14 protein-coding genes are annotated in these 15,446 nt (G+C 66.4%); 3 read left to right on the forward strand and 11 right to left on the reverse strand.

Annotated elements, in window-relative coordinates; genetic code table 11:
* Positions 1 to 331 precede the first annotated feature (331 nt).
* The 5 genes from PNI01S_RS07040 to PNI01S_RS07060 form a co-directional block, all read right to left on the reverse strand.
* On the reverse strand, positions 332 to 2,647 hold the full coding sequence (locus tag PNI01S_RS07040) for an ATP-dependent DNA helicase (protein ID WP_065083878.1): 2,316 nt from the start codon (positions 2,645 to 2,647) through the stop codon (positions 332 to 334).
* Positions 2,644 to 4,293 (reverse strand): VRR-NUC domain-containing protein, encoded by a 1,650-nt coding sequence (locus tag PNI01S_RS07045; protein ID WP_084357687.1) that lies wholly within the window; start codon positions 4,291 to 4,293, stop codon positions 2,644 to 2,646. Before PNI01S_RS07045 ends, PNI01S_RS07040 begins: the two co-directional genes overlap by 4 nt.
* Before the next feature lie 190 nt (positions 4,294 to 4,483).
* Positions 4,484 to 5,422, reverse strand: coding sequence for a class I SAM-dependent methyltransferase (locus tag PNI01S_RS07050; protein ID WP_084357688.1), 939 nt, complete (start codon positions 5,420 to 5,422; stop codon positions 4,484 to 4,486).
* Between the two features lie 57 nt (positions 5,423 to 5,479).
* Positions 5,480 to 5,965 (reverse strand): P-loop nucleotide/nucleoside kinase family protein, encoded by a 486-nt coding sequence (locus PNI01S_RS07055; protein ID WP_084357689.1) that lies wholly within the window; start codon positions 5,963 to 5,965, stop codon positions 5,480 to 5,482.
* A complete protein-coding gene (locus PNI01S_RS07060; RefSeq protein ID WP_256576558.1) occupies positions 5,962 to 6,366 on the reverse strand; it encodes a YybH family protein in 405 nt (134 codons plus the stop codon). The genes PNI01S_RS07055 and PNI01S_RS07060 overlap by 4 nt, the downstream gene beginning before the upstream one ends.
* 271 nt (positions 6,367 to 6,637) lie before the next feature.
* On the opposite strand from PNI01S_RS07060, the gene PNI01S_RS07065 reads away from it, so the two are divergent.
* Positions 6,638 to 7,258: an eCIS core domain-containing protein gene (locus PNI01S_RS07065; protein WP_024762737.1), complete on the forward strand. Its 621-nt coding sequence runs from the start codon at positions 6,638 to 6,640 to the stop codon at positions 7,256 to 7,258.
* 2 nt (positions 7,259 to 7,260) lie between these two features.
* On the opposite strand, the gene PNI01S_RS07070 is transcribed toward PNI01S_RS07065, so the two are convergent.
* The 5 genes from PNI01S_RS07070 to PNI01S_RS07090 all read right to left on the reverse strand — a co-directional run bounded on the left by PNI01S_RS07070 (position 7,261) and on the right by PNI01S_RS07090 (position 13,937).
* Entirely contained in the window at positions 7,261 to 8,748 is a 1,488-nt protein-coding gene (locus PNI01S_RS07070) for an efflux transporter outer membrane subunit (protein WP_084357691.1), read from the reverse strand.
* A 10-nt stretch (positions 8,749 to 8,758) separates the two neighbouring features.
* Positions 8,759 to 9,862, reverse strand: a complete 1,104-nt coding sequence (locus PNI01S_RS07075; RefSeq protein ID WP_065083883.1) for an ABC transporter permease — start codon at positions 9,860 to 9,862, stop codon at positions 8,759 to 8,761.
* Positions 9,863 to 10,009: 147 nt separating this feature from the next.
* Complete coding sequence (locus PNI01S_RS07080; RefSeq protein WP_024762740.1) at positions 10,010 to 11,140, reverse strand: ABC transporter permease; 1,131 nt, start codon at positions 11,138 to 11,140, stop codon at positions 10,010 to 10,012.
* Positions 11,137 to 12,936 (reverse strand): ATP-binding cassette domain-containing protein, encoded by a 1,800-nt coding sequence (locus PNI01S_RS07085; protein WP_024762741.1) that lies wholly within the window; start codon positions 12,934 to 12,936, stop codon positions 11,137 to 11,139. Before PNI01S_RS07085 ends, PNI01S_RS07080 begins: the two co-directional genes overlap by 4 nt.
* Positions 12,936 to 13,937 carry an HlyD family secretion protein gene (locus PNI01S_RS07090; RefSeq protein ID WP_024762742.1) on the reverse strand — a complete coding sequence of 334 codons (1,002 nt, stop codon included), beginning with the start codon at positions 13,935 to 13,937 and terminating at the stop codon, positions 12,936 to 12,938. Before PNI01S_RS07090 ends, PNI01S_RS07085 begins: the two co-directional genes overlap by 1 nt.
* Before the next feature lie 255 nt (positions 13,938 to 14,192).
* Here PNI01S_RS07090 and PNI01S_RS07095 point away from each other — a divergent pair, with 255 nt between their 5' ends.
* Positions 14,193 to 14,423, forward strand: coding sequence for a hypothetical protein (locus tag PNI01S_RS07095; protein WP_024762743.1), 231 nt, complete (start codon positions 14,193 to 14,195; stop codon positions 14,421 to 14,423).
* Between the two features lie 218 nt (positions 14,424 to 14,641).
* Here the strand turns inward: PNI01S_RS07095 and PNI01S_RS07100 are convergent, their stop codons facing one another.
* Positions 14,642 to 14,830 carry a hypothetical protein gene (locus PNI01S_RS07100; protein ID WP_024762744.1) on the reverse strand — a complete coding sequence of 63 codons (189 nt, stop codon included), beginning with the start codon at positions 14,828 to 14,830 and terminating at the stop codon, positions 14,642 to 14,644.
* Positions 14,831 to 15,051: 221 nt separating this feature from the next.
* Here PNI01S_RS07100 and PNI01S_RS07105 point away from each other — a divergent pair, with 221 nt between their 5' ends.
* Complete coding sequence (locus PNI01S_RS07105; RefSeq protein ID WP_024762745.1) at positions 15,052 to 15,444, forward strand: DUF3302 domain-containing protein; 393 nt, start codon at positions 15,052 to 15,054, stop codon at positions 15,442 to 15,444.
* Positions 15,445 to 15,446 lie beyond the last annotated feature (2 nt).

The following is a 15,446-nucleotide window of genomic DNA, read 5'->3' on the forward strand; positions in this document are numbered from 1 at the left end:
GCACTCTCGACCGGCGAACGGCGACGGTCATGCGCCTGGCAGGAGTGCCAGGGAAGAAGATGGTATGGATAGTGCATGGGATGGCTCGAAAATAACTGTATGGATATACAGTTTATCGAGTGGGGAGATGCCGTCAATGGCGGTTGGTCCGATGGTTGTTCGGACGCGCCGGATCTCTTCGAAGGGCCGGCTCCAGCGTTTCTGCTCGCGTTGGAGCGGAGCTTCTCCGCGGATGGTCGACAGGCGATGTACTGAAGAAGATCTCTGTGGCTGCCATATCCGCCGCGACGGCCTTCGCGGATAAGGACCGTCTAGGGAGAACAGTGCAGGGTCAAAGCAGCAAAAAACCTTGCGGCGTTTTCGAGCGCGGCGGATCGGCAACGAACCTCAGCCGCTCCGGCTTCCACCACCCCGGCAGCAGGCGCCGCACCGCCGGCTGGTTGAAACGGTCATCGAGCAGGTAGATCACCCCCGAATCCGTGGGCGTGCGGATCACCCGTCCGGCCGCCTGGACGACCTTCTGCAGGCCGGGGAACAGGTAGGTGTAGTCGTAGCCGTCGCCGAACATCGCCTGCATGCGTTGCTTGATTTCCTCGTTGACCTCGTTCACCTGCGGCAGGCCCAGCGTGGCGATGAAGGCGCCGATCAGGCGCTCGCCCGGCAGGTCGATGCCCTCGCCGAAGGCGCCGCCGAGCACGGCGAAGCCGATGCCCTGCGAGTGCGTGGTGAAGCGGTCGAGGAAGGCCTGGCGCTCGAGCTCGTTCATGCTGCGCGACTGCACCCAGCGCGGAATATCCGGGTGCTCGGCGGCGAAGCGTTCCAGCGCCTGCTGCAGGTAGGCGTAGCTGCTGAAGAAGGCCAGGTAGTTGCCGGGGCGCGTGCGGAACTGCCGGGCCATCAACGTGCTGATCGGCGACAGGCTGGCCTCGCGGTGCTGGTAGCGGGTGGACAGGTTGCTCAGCGCATGGACTTCCAGTTGCTCGGCGCGGAAGGGCGATTCCACTTCGCGCCAGGTGGTGTCTTCCGGCAGGCCGAGCAGGTCGGCGTAGTAATTGGCCGGGTTCAGCGTGGCGGAGAACAGCGTGGTGCTGTGGGCCGCCTCGAAGCGCGGTTCGAGGAAGGGCGCCGGCACCACGTTGCGCAGGCACAGGGTGGAGAGCGTGCGCTGGCCGCTGCCGTCGTGGCGGGTGATGTCGAACAGCGAGTGCGGTCCGTAGGCTTCGGCCAGCCGGCAGAACAGCATGGCGTCGAGGTAGAAGCGCAGCAGTTCGGCCTCGTTGCCGGTGGGCTGGTCGGTGAGGTGGTCGGTGATGGCGCTGACGGCTTTCTGCAGCGCGGCGATGAACAGGTCCGGCACCGTCGGGTAGATCTGGTAGTCGACCTCCTGGTCGCGGTGCATCTGGTTCCAGTGGCGGCCGACGCGCTCCAGCACGCCTTTCAGCCCGGCCGGGGCGACCTTGCGCAGGGCGTTGAACTCGGACTGGTCCAGCTCGGCGCTGTACATGCCGCGGCCGCGCTCGATGAGGTTGTGCGCCTCGTCCACCAGCAGGGTGACCTTCCACTCGTTGAGCACGGTAAGGCCGTAGAGCAGGGCGCTCATGTCGAAATAGTAGTTGTAGTCGCCCACCACCACGTCGGCCCAGCGGCACAGTTCCTGGCTCAGGTAGTAGGGGCAGACCTGGTGCTGCAGCGCCACGTCGCGCAGTGCTTCCTGGGTCAGCCAGCGATGCTTGAGCGCGGCCTCGCGGGCGGCGGGCAGACGGTCGTAGAAACCCTTGGCCAAGGGGCAGGAGTCGCCATGGCAGGATTTGTCCGGGTGCTCGCAGGCCTTGTCGCGGGCGACGTGCTCCAGCACCCGCAGCGGCTGCGCGGCGTCCTGCTGGCGCAGCGTCGCCAGGGCGTCGAGGGCCAGGCGCCGGCCGGGAGTCTTGGCGGTGAGGAAGAACAGCCGGTCCAGCTTCTGCCCGGGGAACGCCTTGAGCTGCGGGAACAGCGTGCCGAGGGTCTTGCCGATGCCCGTGGTGGCCTGGGCCATCAGCGTCTGGCCGTCGCGGGCGGCGCGGTAGACCGATTCGGCGAGCATGCGCTGGCCCTGGCGGAAGTCCGCGTAGGGGAAGCGCAGCGCCTCCAGGCCTTGGTCGCGTTCGATGCGGTGGGCGCTTTCCTGCTCGGCCCATTTCACGAAGCGGCTGCATTGCAGCTCGAAGAAGGTGCGCAGGTCATCGGCGACGAAGCGCTCGCGGAATACCGTTTCCTTCTGGGTGATGACGTTGAAGTAGACGACGGCGAGATCGATGGCGTCGGTCTCCAGCGTCTGGCACAGCAGCCAGCCGTACACCTTCACCTGTGCCCAGTGCAGCAGCCGGTGGTTCTGCGGGATGCGCGCGACGTCGCCGCGGTGGGTCTTGATCTCTTCCAGCAGGTTGGCGTCGGGGTCGTAGCCATCGGCGCGGCCGCTGACCACCAGCCCCGGATACTCCCCGCGCAGCGGCAACTCGGCGATATAGCCAAGGCCCCGGCGCGAGACCACCGTGGCGTGCCCGGCCATGCCTTCCTGGGCAGTGGGCGCGGGGGTGAAGCGCAGGTCGAGGTCACCTTCCTTGGCGGTGAATTCGCACAGCGCGCGCACGGCGACGGCGTAGCTCATTGGCTTTCGTCCGCCTCACCCTGCCAGCGCACGTAGCAGACTTCTACCGGCATGCCGTGCTCGGCGCAGAACGCCAGCCAGCGCTTTTGATTATCCTGCAGGCGGTCGCCGGGGCCTTTCACTTCGATCATCCGGTAGCGCGCCTCACTGGGCCAGAACTGGATGAGGTCGGGCATGCCGGCGCGGTTGGCCTTCGGGTCGGCCAGCAGGCGCGCGAACCACAGCTTCAGGTGTGCCGCCGGCAGGCAGTGCAGGGCCTGCTCCAGCAGGTTTTCATCCAGCAGTTCCCAGTGCACGAAAGGCGAGAGGATGCCGGACTTGGTGGCGTAGGTGTCGCGGATGGCCGAGAGATACGCGTCGCTATCCAGCAGTGCCAGGCGGGCGGCGAAGGCTTCGGCGCGGCGGCTGACGAAATCGCCGCGATACAGATCGCTGGGCCCGGCCTGGAAGGGGTGGAAGAAGGCGCCGGGCAGCGGGGCGAAGATCACGTCCCAGCAGAGCAGGCCGAACAGGCTGCAGACCAGCGCGTTCTCCACGTAGTGCACTGGCGCCTCTTCCTCGTGGAGCACGGATTGCACGGCGAATTCGACGTTGACGTCGGGGCGCGGCAGTTCCAGGTCGATACGCAATGGTGGTACGGGCTTGGCCGCTTTTTCCTTCGGCAGGCCAAGCTGGCGGACCAGTCGCGTCAGCGCGCGCTCCACAAGCTGCAGCTCGCCGTCGCTTTCCGGCGCGGTCAGTGCGGCCTGGGCCAGTGCATGCGCTTCATCGAAGCGCTGCAGGCGTTCCAGCACGCGGATCTGCCGCTGTCGTGAGCCCCCGGCAGTGGTCCGCCGATAGAGCGCCAGGGCGGCGTCCAGCTCGCCTTCACGCTCCAGCTGATAGGCCATGCGGTACAACAGGCGGGCGTGGCGGGCTTGCAGGTAGGCGTTGTCGCTGCGGAACTCGCCCAGTTCGACCAGCAGCTCGGCGATGGATTCGCCGGCGTCGAAGCGGACGGCGCCATTCCACAGGTGGATGTAGGCCTCCAGTTCATCGCGGCGGCGGAAGGCGCGGGAATCGGGGGTGAAGGGGACGGTTTCGTAGCGGAAGATGCCGAGGTCGGCGAGGACGAATTCGGACCAGTCCTGCTGCAGGTTGCCGAAGAACAGCAGGCGCAGACGGTCGCACAGCGGCGTCGCCATGAGGGTATAGAGGCGGTCGAGGTCCGGGTACCAGCTGTCGAATGGCTGCACCTGCTCGTGATAGGCGTGCAGGTGCTCGTACAACTCGGCCTTCTTCAGCGAGCCGCGCGGCAGGTCGTCGCGGAAGCGCGCGAGCAGTTCATCCTTGAGCAGCAACGGCAGCAGTTCGTCCAGTGCCAGCGGGTAGTCATCGCTCAGCCAGCCCAGCTCCAGCAGCGGCGCGGCGGCCTCGGGGATATCGCCGATCTCGGCATAGCTCAGTTTGCTGGCGCGAAAGTGCGGCCCCTTGCGCATGACCAGGCGTACCAGCAGCGCCCGCGAGGGCAGCGGCAGCGCGCGGAAGTCCGCGATGAACCGGGCTTCCTCGGCGTCGAGCAGGTCGGCGTAGCGCTCGTCGATCCAGTCGAGGGCGCGGTGGAAGTTGGTCAGGTAATAGAGGCTGGGGTCGAGCGGCGCAGACATCGGCGGGCACTGGTTTTACATACAGTGCCAAGGATGGCGTGGTGAAGGCTTGGCCGCAAGGGGTAGTGCGGCCTTTCATCGGGAGGTATGGCATGCGTAGGGCGAATAACCGTTCACGGTTATCCGCCGTTCAGGTGCCCCGGAGCGATGAAACGGCGGATAACGCCGTTGGCGTTATGCGCCCTACGGATCAATCGAGACGAAATACCAGTGCCTTCAATCCGCTGTCTTCCTCGATGTCGGCGAATTCCGGCGGGTTCTCCAAGCGCTCGATGAAACGCAGTTGCGGCGCCTCGGTGGCCATGCCCTGGAGCAGGAAGTCGACGCCAACGGCCGGGTCGTTCACGCAGGCCAGTACGGTACCGCTGCCGTCCAGCAGTTCCGGCAGGCGGCGCAGGACGCGGGCGTAGTCCTTGTCGAGGACGAAGCTGCCTTTCTGGAAGCTCGGCGGGTCGATGATGATCAGGTCGTAGGGGCCGGACTTCTTCACCTTGCCCCAGGACTTGAACAGGTCGTGGTCGAGGAAGCTCACCCTGGACAGATCGTGGCCGTTCAGACGGTGGTTGTCGCGGCCACGGCTGAGCGCGGCGCGGGCCATGTCGAGGTTGACCACCTTCTGCGCGCCGCCGGCGATGGCCGCCACGGAGAAGCCGCAGGTGTAGGCGAACAGGTTGAGTACGCGCAGGCCGCTGGCGTTGGCCTGTACCCACTGGCGACCGTAGCGCATGTCGAGGAACAGGCCGTTGTTCTGCTTGCGGCCCAGGTCCAGCTGGTAGCGCAGGCCGTGTTCGCTGATCTGCCAGCCGTCGAAGGCGTCGCCATGAAGCACTTCCATGGTGCTTTCCAGGGTGTAGCGGTGCTGCAGCATCAGGCTGCGGGCGCCGGTGGCGCGCCAGGTTTCGCTTTGCGCCAGTTCGACCAGCATCGCCCTGAGTGCCGCCAGCTCGCCTTCGGCAGGCTCGCGGAACAGCGAAACCAGCAGCACGCCTTCCAGCCAGTCGGCGGTCAACTGCTCCAGCCCCGGCCAGCGCCGACCGCGGCCGTGGAACAGGCGGCGGGTCTCCGCGGGGGCGGGGTTCAGGGCCGCAAGCAGTTGCTCGCGCAGGGTAGCGATGGCGTCGGTGTTCATGCTTCGGGTCTTTCTACACAGGCTGATTCGGCGGATCGGGGCGGCGATTCTACGCGCTCAGCCGCCATGGCGCTGCACCCGCAGTTTTTCCTCCGGGCGCGGGGCGACGAAGTAGCGGTTGAGCGCCTCGTAGCCGGCCGGGTCCAGCGGGGCCGCCAGCGGGGCGATGGCATGGCGCGCCAGCAGGCGGCTGCGGCAGGTGGCCGGGTCGATGTCGAGGAAGTGCAGGCAATGCGCCGCGCCGGCCTGTTGCGCGAGGTCGATCAGCCAGCGGCGGTCGGCCAGGGTATTGGCGGGAATATCCAGCACTACGCTGGTGCCGGCGCGCAGCAGGCCGACCACGTGCGGCCCCATCACCTTGCGTACACGGCGGGCGTAGAGCTGGTAGTCGTCGGGGCTGCTGATGCCCCAGGGGAACAGTTCGGCCAGCCACTGTTCCTCGGCCAGCATCACGGTGCCCGGCGCCTCGGCCAGCTCCCGCGCCAGGCAGGACTTGCCCGAGGCCGCCTTGCCGCACAGCAGGTGCAATGTGCCGGTATTCATGTCGTCGCCTCCAGCAGGTCGGTGCCGTAGGAGTTGTCCACGGCGCAGCGCCAGGCGCCGTCGGCCTCGCGGCGAAAGACGTAGGTGGCGCGGCGGGTCAGTTTGCCGTGGCTGGTGTCGAGCAGGGTCTGCGCCACGACCAGGGCGGTGTCGCCGGTCTCGAGGATTTCCAGGCGCCCCTGGCGCACCCGCAGGTTGTGCCCGAAGTGCTCGGCGATGGCGACGAAGGCCTGGCGGATCTGCCCCTTGCCGCGTGCGAACAGGCCGGGCTTGACCACCAGCAGGGCGTCGTCGGTGTAGAAGTCGATCAGCGCGTCGAAGTCCTCGCGGCCGATGGCTTCGTCGGCGGCCTGGATGAGCGCTTGCAGCGGGTGCTGTGGTGGGGGGAATACCTGGTCCATCGGTGTCTCCATGATCGGAGCCTCGGACGGCGGGCATTAAAAAACCCGCCGGGAGGCGGGTTTGGTTGTTCGCGGAATGCGCTAACCCACCATCGGAGCGATGGTGGTAATAATCTGCTGGAAGGTACGGTTGGCGGCATTCATGGGGCAAAAGCTAGCAGAAGTCTCACCGGTCGCGCCAGCCCTCTTTTTTTGCCGGCGGCATGGCATGATCGCGCCGGCCTGTGGTCCAAAAGGCCATGCCTTCCTCCACGTTGTAGCGGAGCCATTCATGTCATCCCTTTGCCCAACCCGCATCCTGCGCGCCCTGGCGCTGCTTGCCGGATTGGCCGTTTCCGTCGATGCCCTGGCGGTGACTTGCCCGTCAGGGCAGCGCCAGGTCTGCCTGGATACCTGTATGTGCCTGCCAGACCTCGGCGCCGTGCTCGGCCCAGTACTCACCGACACCCGCAAGGTGGCGGCCCAGGCGCTGGGCGTGTGGCTCCAGCAGTCCCGCGATCAGGCTGTGCAGGGCGGCACCGAACCGATGCCGCTGGAAATCCGTGCTCAGTTGCAGCCCTACTTCGCCGATGACGTGCTGATGGCAGCGCGTTATTCCATTGGCGCACTGGACGACCTGAACGCCGGCCAGGCGATCATGCAGAACCCCGACACCGAGGCTGTCACCCTGGTGGACGTGATCGTCTTCCGCAGCGAAGAGGACGCGCAGAAGGACGTCGCTCTCTGGGCCCACGAGCTGTGGCACGTGAAGCAGTATCAGGAATGGGGTGTGCAGGGCTTCGCCACGCGTTACACGGACGATTTCGACGCCGTGGAGGCTCCGGCCTACGAGATGCAGCGGCGGGTCGCCAAGGACCTGCGCGACGGCAAGGTCACCGCACAGAAGAACTGACCTCAGCGGCTGGCGCTGGCCTCGGGCGTCGGCGTGCCGCCGCCCAGTGCCTTGCACAGGGCAATCAGCGTCAGGCGCAGCTGGGTATCGCTGTCCACCACGTCGCGGCGTGATTGCAGGTAGGCGCGCTGGGCGTCCAGTTCCACCAGGAAGTCGGTCATGCCGCCGGCATAGCGCGCCTTGGCCATGCCATAGGCGATATCGCTGCTGCGCAGTTTTTCCTGCAAGCGCTGGTTGCGCTGGCGTTCGGCGCCGTAGTGGCTCAGCGCGTCGTCGACTTCCTGCCAGGCCTTGAGCACGGTCTGCTGGTAGGACACGGCGGCTTCCTGCTGTTCCAGCTTGCGCAGATTGATCTGCGAGCGACGCCGGCCGTTGTCGAAGATCGGCAGAGAGAGGCTCGGGCCGACCGTCCAGGTCCGGCTTCCCCAATCGCCGAATTTGCTGTCTTCCACCGACTCGTAGCCGAAATGTGCGCCCAGGCGGATGGTCGGATAGAGGTCGGCCACGGCCACGCCGATGTTGGCGGTGGCGGCGTGCAGTTGGGCTTCAGCGGCGCGGATATCCGGGCGCCGGCGCGCCACTTCCGAGGGCAGGCCGAGGCTCAGGTCCGGTGCCTGCGGCGCAGTCTGCGCGACGGGTTTCAGGTCCTCGCGCAGGCTGCCCGGCTCGGCGCCGATCAGTACGCCGATCTGGTTGATCGCCGCGCTCTCGCTGGCCTGCAGTGGCGGCAGGCTGGAACGCAGCTCGGCGAGCTGGCCGCGCTGGCGTTCGACGTCGAAATCATCCACCAGCCCGCCATCAGCCCGCACCTGGATCAGCTGCATGGATTCCTCGGTGGCGGCGATGTCCTGCTGCGCCACGGCGATCTGTTGCTGCACGCCGCGCAGCTCGAAGTAGCTGCGGGCCAGTTCCGCCGAAATGCCCAGGCGGGTTTCCTCCAACATCGCCTGCTGCGCATCGACACTGGCATCGGCGGCCTCGATGGAGCGACGGATGCGACCCCACAGGTCGGGCTCCCACGAAGCGTCGAAGCCGGCCTGGTAGAGCGTGAAGGGTTCGGCCAGGACCTTGGCGATCTGGCCGCTGTCACCGGTCGGTGCGATGCGCTGGATCATCAGCGCGTTGGAGCCGTTCTCGCTCAGGCGCTGGCGATTCACAGCGGCCGAAGCGTTGACGTCGACGCCGCGCTGGGCCGCCACCATCTGCCGCTGCAGGCGGCTCTGGGCGAAGCGCAGCACGGCAGTCTTGAGGTCCGGGCTGGCCTTGTCGGCGCGGCGTTGCAGGTTGTTCAGCACCGGGTCGCTGAACAGGGTCCACCAGTCCTCGCTGAGCCGGGTACTGCCCTCCACCGGGTGCAGTTGTCCGGCGCCGGCGTGGGCGGCCTGCCAGCTCGCCGGTGCCTGGGTTTTCGGCGCTTCGTAGTCGGGGCCGACGGCGCATCCACCAAGGGTGATAACGACAATTGCAGCGGGAGTGAGGTTGCGCTTCATCTTCTTTCTCTCACGCAAGCCGGTGGCGGAACAGCCACGAGGCGAGTGGCAAGGTGACCGCAGCGACCACCAGCATGGGGATCAGGTTGAGCCCCACGTCGGCCAGGGTCGCGCCTTCGAGGTACACCCGCTGGATCAGGTCGATGCCGAAGCGCAGCGGGTTGGCGTAGGTCACGATCTGCAGGAACTCGGGCATGTTGCGCACCGGCGTGGCGAGGCCGGACAGCAGCGTCAGCGGCATGATCAGCACGAAGGTGTAGAGCATCGCCTGCTGCATGTTCAGCGACACGGCGCTGATCGACATGCCCAGCCCGACGCAGGCGATGGTGAAGACCGTCAGCCCGCCATAGAGGTTGATCAGCGAGCCGGCCATGGGTATTCGGAACCAGAACAGCGCCATCAGCAGCACCAGCGTGGCCTGCACCAGGCCGATGAGTAGCGGCGGGATGGCCTTGCCGAACATGATTTCCAGCGGCGTGTAGGGTGTCACCAGCAACTGGTCGAAGGTGCCCTGTTCGCGTTCGCGGGCGACCGAGAGTGCGGTGAGCATCAGCGTCTGCATCATGCTCAGGGTGGCGATCAGCGCGGGGATCAGCGGCCAGCGGGTTTCCAGGTTGGGGTTGTACCAGGAGCGGCTGACCACGCTGATGGGCGCCGAGGCCAGGCCCTGTTCGCGGTTGAACTGGTCCACCACCACGGCGAGCCCGGCAGCGGCGGAGCCGGCGGTGTTGGAGTTGCGGCCGTCGAGGATGACCTGTATCGGCGCCGGGTCGCCCTGGGTCAGGCGGGTCTGGAAGTCCGACGGGATGTGGATCACCAGCAGCGCCTTCTGCTCGTCGATCACCGTCTGGATTTCCTCGACGCGGGTCAGGGTCGCCACCCGGTGGAAGATGCCGCTGCCGTCCAGGCGCGAGGCGAGGCGGGTGGAGGATTCGCTGTGGCTGAGGTCGAGGATGGCGTAGGGGGCGTCGTTGAGGTCGAAGGTCACGGCGTAGCCGAACAGCACGCTCTGCATCAGCACCGGCGCCACCAGCACGATGCGGTTGGCCGGGTCCTTGAGGATCACCAGCAGTTCCTTGCGCCAGAGGTTGAGGATGCGCCAGAGAAATTCCATGTCGTCAGAACCTGCTCAATGTCTGCCTGCGCTTGCCCATACTGCGTTGGAAACAGGCTCAAAATGCTCATTTACAGCACGTAAACTGCGCTTTCTCGCCCGTTTCCGCCTTGTCTGGGCTGCGCTCGGCGAGACCTTGAACACGTTCTAGTCCAGCCGCTTGCGCGTCACCAGCCGCGCCAGGCCCAGCAGCGCGACGGCGTAGGCGGCGAGGATGGCGCAGTTCTTGAAGATCATCGGCCAGAAGTCGCCGGCCAGGAACAGGGATTTCACCAGCTCCATGAAGTAGGTCGCCGGCAACAGGTTGCCGATCACGCGGATGGCGGTCGGTACGTTGCGCAGGTCGAAGATGAAGCCCGAGAGCATCATCGCCGGCAGGAAGCTGGCGAGCAGGGCGATCTGGCTGGCGAGGAACTGGTTCTTGGTCACCGCCGAGATCAGCAGGCCGATGCCCAGCGCCACCAGCATGTAGAGCATGGAGGAGATCACCAGCACGATGAAGGAGCCGTAGATCGGCACGTCGAACAGGAAGCGTGCGGCGAGCAGGCACAGCGCCAGGCCGATCATGCCGATGCCGAAGCAGGGGATGATCTTCGCCAGGAGGATTTCCACCGGGCGCACCGGCGTGACGAACAGTGCTTCCAGCGTGCCGCGTTCCCATTCGCGGGCCATCACCAGGGCGGTGAGGAAGGCGCCCACCAGCGTCATGATCAGCACGATCAGCCCCGGCACAAGGTACCAGGTGCTGGTGTTGGCGGCGTTGAACCACATGCGCTGGACGATGGTGACCGCGCCAGCCTGGCTCGCTGAGCCGGCGCCACGGTCGGCCTGCTTCTCGGCGTAGCCCGCCAGTGCGCTGCTGACGTAGGTGGAGACACTGGCGGCGCGGGTGGCGTCCGAACCCTGAACCAGGACCTGGATCTGCGCATGGCCATCGTTGAGATTGCGGGTGAAATCGGAAGGGAACTGCACCACCGCGTCGACCTCGCGGGCTCGCATCAGCTTCTCGCCTTCGGCGAATGAACGCACCAGGTGCGGCTCCAGGTATTCGGTGCGGCTGATCCCGGCGGCCACATCGCGGGCCACGGGGGAGGGATCGTCGAGGACGATGGCGACGATGGCGCGTTTCACGTCCAGCGACAGGCCGTAGCCGAAGATCAGGATCAGCGCGATGGGCAGGCCGATGCCGATCAGCAGGTTGCTGCGGTCGCGCACCAGTTGCCGCACTTCCTTGCGGGTCAGCGAGGCCAGGCGCCGCCAGAAGCCGCCGGCGCTCATGCCGTGCCTGCCTTGGCGTGCTGGCGGTTGGTCTCCACAATTTCGATAAAGGCCTGCTCCATGTTCAGCGTGCTGCCCTTGCCGCCGGCCTGTTCGCGCACTTCCCGCGGCGTACCCATGGCCAGCAGCTTGCCGGCGTCCTGGATGACGATGCGGTCGCAGTACTCGGCCTCTTCCATGAAGTGCGTGGTGATGATGATGGTGGTGCCGGACGCCGCCAGCGCCGTGATGCGCTGCCAGAAGCCGCGGCGGGCGAGGGGGTCGGCGCCGCTGGTGGGTTCGTCGAGGAAGAGGATTTCCGGCTCGTGAAGCAGGCCCACCGCCATCGCCAGGCGCTGCTTGAAGCCGCCGGGCAGCTGGCCGCTGGGCGAATCCTCCTGCCCGGCGAGGTCGAATTGGCGGGAAACCTCGGCCATCCGCTGCTTCAGCTGCCTGCCGCCCAGGCCATAGGCGCCGCCGAAGAAGCGCAGGTTCTCCGCCACCGAAAGGTTGCCGTACAGGGAAAACTTCTGCGACACGTAGCCGACCTTGCGCCGCGCCTGGGCCCGCGCGTGGCGCAGGTTGACCCCGGCCACCTGCAGCGTGCCGCTGGTGGCCGGCAGCAGCCCGCAGAGCATGCGGAAGGTGGTGGTCTTGCCGGCGCCGTTGGGGCCGAGCAGGCCGAAGATTTCCCCGCGGTGCACGCTGAAGCTGGTGCTGGCCACGGCGGTGAAGTCGCCGAACTTGCGCACCAGGTCCTTCACTTCGATCACCGTTTCGTCGCTGTCGGCGTGGCCCTCTCCGTGGCGACGGGTGCCGGCCTTGAGCGATTCCATGTCGACTTTCTCGGCATCGCTGCGGGCGCGCAGCAGGAACATGAAACCGTCTTCCAGGCGCGCGTCCACCTGGTGTACCGGGGCTCCATCGAGTAGCTGGTCGAGCTTGCCCTGATCCGCGTCGGGCTGGCGGATGAAGCGCACTTCGCCCGATTGCGGCACGGCATCGACGATGTTCTGGTGGTCGTCCAGCAGCCGCGCCTGCAAGGTGCGCGCAGGTTCGTCCGGGGGCGGGGTGGCGATGAAGCAGAGGTTGTCGGCGTGCTCGCGGATCGATGCCGGGTCGCCCTTGGCCATCAGTTGGCCCTGGTGCAGCAGGAAGACTTCGGCGCAGCGCTCGGCCTCGTCCATGTAGGAGGTGGAGACCAGCACGCTGAGTTGTTCCTGTTCGATCAGTTGCTGGATGATTTCCCACAGCTCACGGCGCGACAGCGGGTCGACGCCAACGGTAGGCTCATCGAGCAGCAGCAGGTCCGGTGAGCGCACCAGGGTGCAGGCCAGCCCGAGCTTCTGCTTCATGCCGCCGGAGAGCTTGCCCGCCGGGCGGTCGGTGAAGCGGGCCAGGTCGGTCATCTCCAGCAGGCGCTGGTAGCGTTCCTGGCGCGCCTTGTGCGGCACGCCGTGGAGGTCGGCGTAGAGGTCGAGGTTCTCCTGCACGCTCAGGTCTTCATAGAGGCCGAAGCGCTGCGGCATGTAGCTGATGCGGTCCTGAACCTGCTGCGGGTGGGCGTGGACGTCCAGGTCCAGCACGGTCAGGGTACCGGAATCGGCTTGCAGCAGCCCCGCAACCAGGCGCAGGAAGGTGGTCTTGCCGGCCCCGTCCGGACCGACCAGTGCGGTGAGCTGGCCGCGCGGGATGTCCAGGCTGATGTCCTTGAGTGCCTGCACGGCCTTGCCCGACTCCTTCACCAGGAAGTGCTTGGCCAGGCCCTCGGCGCGGATGACCGGGCCTTCTTCGCGGCCTGCCGGAGTCGTGGTCATCAGCGTTGCTCGTCGGCGAAGCGCACCGTGGCCGGCATACCCAGGCGCAGGCGATTGTCCGGATCGGCCACCAGCACACGGACTTCGTAGACAAGGCTGGTGCGTAGTTCTTCGGTCTGCACGGATTTTGGAGTGAACTCGGCCACCGAGGAGATGAAGCCGACGTGGCCGTCGATGGCCTGGTCCGGATGGCTGTCGGTGAACACCTGTGCCTTGAGCCCCGGCTTGATGCGGCCCAGGTTGGTTTCGCTGACATAGGCCCGGATCCATTTCGGATCGGTCAGCGCCAGGGAGTACACCGGGCGTTGCGGCGAGGCCAGGTCGCCGGGCTCCAGCAGGCGCGAACGTACGGTGGCGTTCTGCGGCGCCTTGAGGTCGGCCTCGTCGAGGTTGTGCTGCAGCAGCGCCACATCGGCGCGGGCGGCGGCGAGCTGGGCTTCGGCCTGGGCGATGTCTTCCGCGCGCGGACCGATCTGCGCCAGGCGCAGGGACTTCTGGCGGTCTTCCAGCTCGGCCTGGGCGACCTTCTGCTGCGAGGTGGCGCTGTCGATGTCCTGCTGGCTCACGGCACGGCCGCCCGGGCTGCTGGCGCGGATATTCTGCAGGCGGCGCAACTGTGTGTTGGCGAGGTCGAGCTGGGCGCGGGCGGCCTTGTCCTGGGCCTTGGCGCGGTCGATGTCCTCGGGGCGCGAGCCATTCTTCAGACGCAGCAGGTTCTGTTCCTGGGCGGCGATCTGCGCCTGGGCCTTGTCGATCTGCAGGCGCAGGGTGCGGGTATCGAGGCTGGCCAGCACGTCGCCGGCTTTCACCGGGTCGCCTTCCTCGACATTCATCTTCGCGATGCGCTCGCTGCCGGTGAAGGCCAGCGACACCTGGCGGATGTCCACGTTGCCGTAGAGCACCAGGCGTTTGTCGTCACTGGCGCGCGAGTGCAGGTACCACCACACTCCGCCCCCCAGCAGCAGCGCAACCAGCGCCACCAGCACCAGCTTCTTAGGCATTCAGGCCTTCCCTGTTTCGTAACAGCCCGATGAAGGATAGACAGTTCCACGCCAAGCATGGGGACCTGTATCAATGGCGAAACGCTCTGGCCTGCTGGCCCGGCCGTTTCGATGAGCATTCGGCAGCGACAGGGGATGAAGGTTTCAATTCGATGGCGCCGCCGTACGGGCTTCCCTTGTACGTTTCGTCAGTTCCCGCGTCATGGGGCGGATTGCCTGTTAGCGTGGTGTGACACCCCTCATGGAGATGCCGCCATGGGCAACCAGAAGACCGTCCTGAGCCAGCATCCTGGGTCGTGGCGCCTGCGCGCCCTGCGGATGCAGTGGTTTGGCCTGGTGTTGCTGTTCCTGGCCGCAGCCCTTGCGGCGTTGACCGATTTTCTGCAGCAGGACGGCGGCGTGGCGACCATCATCGCTTTCGCCGTGGTCGGGTTGCTGGCGTTGGTGGTGGCGCGGGTGATCCTGATGACGCCCACGCCCGCGTAGGTGCCACTGTCTTCTTCTGGGAAATTGCTGCCCGTGCATGCCCTTACCCCGCTTCTCAGTGAGTGGGGCAGTCCGAGCAGACTGAGGCAAAGGTTTCATTCTGCACCGAACGGCCCACTCGCCATGAGGGCGAGGGTTGGGGTGATAGCCGGGCCAGGCGCAGAGGCTTCTCGCAAGAGCGGACCCTGGCTTGAGCCAACGCCGGCATTCGGACTGCTTCAGCGTTGCGCAATCGACTGCCCCTGGGGCTGGATCTGCTGCTGCGGAATCCGCTGGTAGCCCATCTCCCCATCGTCCATGGGCGGTCTGGGTGGGGCGTCATGGCGGTCGTTGTGACCGACGCAGGACGAGCCGCCGAGCAGCACGGCCAGCGCACCGATCAGCAGCAGGAGGGTGGACTTTCGCATGTCGTTTCTCCCGGCGATCCCCTTGATAAGTGAACGCGAAATCCCGGCAGCTGGATGGCTGGCCTGACGAATGGGAGCTGTTGCAACCCAGCGCCCAGGGCGGCCTGGCGATTGCTCTAAACTCCGCCACACGGGCCTGAGCACTATCGTGCAGATCGCCGGGGCTAAGCCATACTCATCCGGACTTCCCAGGCATTGGGCCCGGGATCAAGGAGTGTGGGATGCTCGATTACGTTGCCCTGGGAATACTGATCTTCGCCGCCGTGGTGTTGTTCTACGGGATCATCGTACTGCACGACATTCCCTACGAGATTGCCGTTCACCGCGACCATCCGCATCAGGACGCGATACATGCGGCGGGCTGGGTCAGCCTGTTTACCCTGCACGCCCTCTGGCCGTTCCTGTGGATCTGGGCCATGTTGTACCGCAAGGACCGTGGCTGGGGCTTCCACCACGGCAGGACGCCACAGGCCGAGGCGGAATATCTCGAAGGGCAACTGGCCGAGTTGCGCCAGCGGCTCGAGGTACTTGAAGGGCGCGCTCCCGCTGTCATTGCCGAACCGCCGCCAGTTCCGCCAGCAGCCCCGCCGTCACGACCCGGCGGGGAGGGCTGAGC

It is taken from the genome of Pseudomonas nitroreducens NBRC 12694, assembly GCF_002091755.1.
GTDB lineage: Bacteria > Pseudomonadota > Gammaproteobacteria > Pseudomonadales > Pseudomonadaceae > Pseudomonas > Pseudomonas nitroreducens.